Source organism: Pseudoalteromonas sp. (assembly GCF_041629635.1).
Lineage (GTDB): Bacteria > Pseudomonadota > Gammaproteobacteria > Enterobacterales > Alteromonadaceae > Pseudoalteromonas.
The window spans coordinates 1-3202 of record NZ_JBFKMX010000230.1; the positions used below are offsets into that span (position 1 = coordinate 1).

A 3202-nucleotide genomic window follows, 5' to 3' on the forward strand; every position below is an offset into this window, starting at 1 on the left:
GCGCGTCCATTCGTGACTCACCACAACGCGTTAGACATCGACATGTACTTACGTATCGCACCAGAGCTTTACCTTAAGCGTTTAGTTGTAGGTGGTTTTGACCGCGTATTTGAGATCAACCGTAACTTCCGTAACGAAGGTCTTTCAACGCGTCATAACCCTGAATTCACAATGATTGAATTCTACCAAGCGTACGCTGACTACAACGACCTAATGAACTTAACTGAAGACATGTTACGTACGGTTGCACAAGATGTACTTGGTACAACAACGATTGTTAACACAGTTAAGAACGTTGAAGGTGAAGTTGTTGAGACAATCGAATATGACTTTGGTAGCAAGTTCGAGCGTCTATCTATGGCTGATGCCATCATCAAGTTTGGCCCAGATGCAGCTGAAATCGCGCATATCTTCAAAGATCCTGAGAATCACTTCGATGAGCTAGTAGCTTATGCGAAGAAAGTACACGTTAAGATCCCAGAAAAATGTGTATGGGGTCCAGGTAAGTTCTTATGTGAAATATTCGAAGAAACCGCTGAGCACAAGCTAATTCAACCGACTTTCATCACTGAATACCCGTGGGAAGTATCACCACTTGCACGTCGTAACGATGAAAACCCATTTATCACAGACCGTTTCGAATTCTTCGTAGGTGGCCGTGAATTAGCAAATGGTTTCTCTGAGCTTAACGATGCTGAAGACCAAGCTGCGCGTTTTGCGCGTCAGGTTGAAGAAAAAGATGCCGGTGACGATGAAGCAATGCATTTTGACGATGACTATATCCAAGCGCTTGAGTTTGGTTTACCGCCAACAGCAGGTGAGGGTATTGGTATCGACCGTCTAGTAATGTTATTTACTGACTCACCAACAATTAAAGATGTAATCTTATTCCCGCATATGCGCCCGCAAGCGGACTAAGTAACGTCAATAAAAAACCCAGCACAAGGCTGGGTTTTTTGTTTTCAAGGGCTGTAAAAAGAAACATTCACTATTCACTTTTAATGAGAAGAAATTAAATATTCATCTACATCTTCTTTTAAATCTTGGAAATCATAATTGTCTAATTGTAGGGTTTCTAGCACATCTTGCTCAATTTTGTGCCACTGTGGCTCTGGGCAAAAGAGTCGTGCAACATGAACGAAGTTTTCAGCGAGTCTTAAGCAAGCAAAACAGCAACGATCAAACATATTACTTGAAGTTGTGAGGAAGTCATCGCTGTGGTGTTGCAAAATTAGTTGGCAAATTGGTTTTGGTAAATGCCAACTGGATGCTAGATAATAACCAACCACAGCATGGTTGGTATTAAAACGTTGCTCTTCTTTATTCAATAATGGCATTGTGCCATCTTCAAGATGTTCTTGTAAAAGTTCAGGATAATCGTCAAAGCGAACCGCCATAGCCGGAATACCAGCATCGTGAAATAATCCCAGCAGATGTAAATTCTCAGGAGGAAGCGGAGTTTTTAGATGGTTGGCGATAATACAAGATACATTTGCAATATCATTAGCGTTATCCCAAAAACGACTTAACGACACTGAACATTGACTTTGATCATAAGCTTGTTTTAATAGATAGCCAGTAACTAAGTTAGTGATATTCTCTAGCCCTAAAAACATCACTGCTTGTCGGATATCGCTAATACTTCTAGCAAGACCATAAAATGGGCTGTTAATAATTTTAAGCACAGCGGCAGAGGTAGCTATATCCTCAGCAATGATGTCGGCGACACGAAACAGTTCCGGCTCTCTGCTCAGCTCTTCTTGCAGTGCTTGCAATATATCGGGTTTAGCAGGAATAGTGAAACCGGATGCGACATCGTTAAGTATTTTATTATCTATTTCAATCATTAGTTCGCTTATTTTAAAAAGCCACTTAATTACTATAGACAAGGATTACTGAGCTGTTGAAATTAAGACGATATATTTAAAATAAAAAACCCCAACCGAAGTTGGGGCTTTTGGTCAGTCATCAATTTAGATTTCCATATCTAAGCGGCTGTCCGTAAATCGGTGTCTTCTGATTGTTTTTTTACATCAGAATCCTTAAGTAACAAGCTTAATATGACTGGCACTAAAATCAAAGTGAATATTGTTGATACCACTAACCCACCAACTACAACACCACCTAAACCACGGTATAGCTCACTTCCTGCTCCTGGCATTAATACTAGCGGTAACATGCCACCGACAGAAGTAAGGGTCGACATCATAATTGGACGGACACGGCTTTCAACGGATTCTTTAATCGCAAGCTGTGCATTTAAGCTTTTATATTTCAGGTTGTTAAGCGCTTGGTGCACAATTAAGATTGCATTATTTACAACCACACCGGCCAGAATAACAAAGCCTAATAAGGTTAATACATCAAGGTTTTGTATCGGCGTGTAGCGGTCGAATACGCTTGCCCAGTGCACAGCGGCAAGTCCCATAAAGCCCCCTAATGTTGCAAGCGGGACGCTTACCATAATAACAAGTGGGTATTTCCAGTTTTGGAATAAAATAACCATTACCAGATACACTACAAACATTGCTAGAAACATGCTTGAACTTAACGTGCCAAATAAACTACCGTCGCCGAGTAAGGACTTTTTAAGATCAGCAAGCTTACCGGCGCTACCAGCAAGATTCACTTCAACGGCAGGAGAGATTGCCCCCGCAGCGCGCAGCTCTTCGACCATAGTATTCACTGATGCAATTGCTTGCTCAAGCGGCATTCCAGCTGGCGGTGTAAATTGTAATGTTACCGCACGCTGACGTGAAACGTGCTTAATTTGATCGACGGTTTGCGTACGCTCAACCAGTGCGAGAGATTGTAAATCAACTACCTGACTTTGTGGTGTTGCTAGCGGTGTTTGCATTAGTGCATCAATAGGGAAATCATCCTGTTGTGCACTCGTTACGATTTTAAGGTCTTTTAATTCGCCACCAACCGCAAAACTGTTCATCATAATGATGCCATCACCATTAGCTTGCACTGCTAAGCCTAAATCACGGCGCGTCATGTTAAGTTCAGCTAAACGCTCATCTAACGGCTTAATTGATAGCTCTGGCGTTGGCAGTAAAAAGTTAGCTGGCTCAGGAATGGTTGCATAAGGCCCATAATTACCGATTAACTTAAATAGCAAGGCTGTTGCACCATTAGTGATTTGCTCTAGGTCATCACCTACCAAATCGATTTGAATCGCGCTACCTGTTGTACCACC

Annotated in this window: 3 protein-coding genes; 1 reads left to right on the forward strand and 2 read right to left on the reverse strand. The window is 41.8% G+C overall.

All coding sequences use genetic code 11. From position 1 onward, the window contains the following. A partial coding sequence (gene lysS / locus ABYD77_RS18415) for a lysine--tRNA ligase (RefSeq protein WP_372771552.1) occupies positions 1–918 on the forward strand: 918 nt, incomplete at its 5' end. A gap of 80 nt (positions 919–998) precedes the next feature. Here the strand turns inward: lysS and ABYD77_RS18420 are convergent. Beyond that, a complete protein-coding gene (locus ABYD77_RS18420; RefSeq protein ID WP_372771553.1) occupies positions 999–1847 on the reverse strand; it encodes an HDOD domain-containing protein in 849 nt (282 codons plus the stop codon). A gap of 140 nt (positions 1848–1987) precedes the next feature. Next, positions 1988–3202, reverse strand: a 1215-nt coding sequence (locus tag ABYD77_RS18425; protein WP_372771554.1) for an efflux RND transporter permease subunit, incomplete at its 5' end; no start/stop codon positions are given.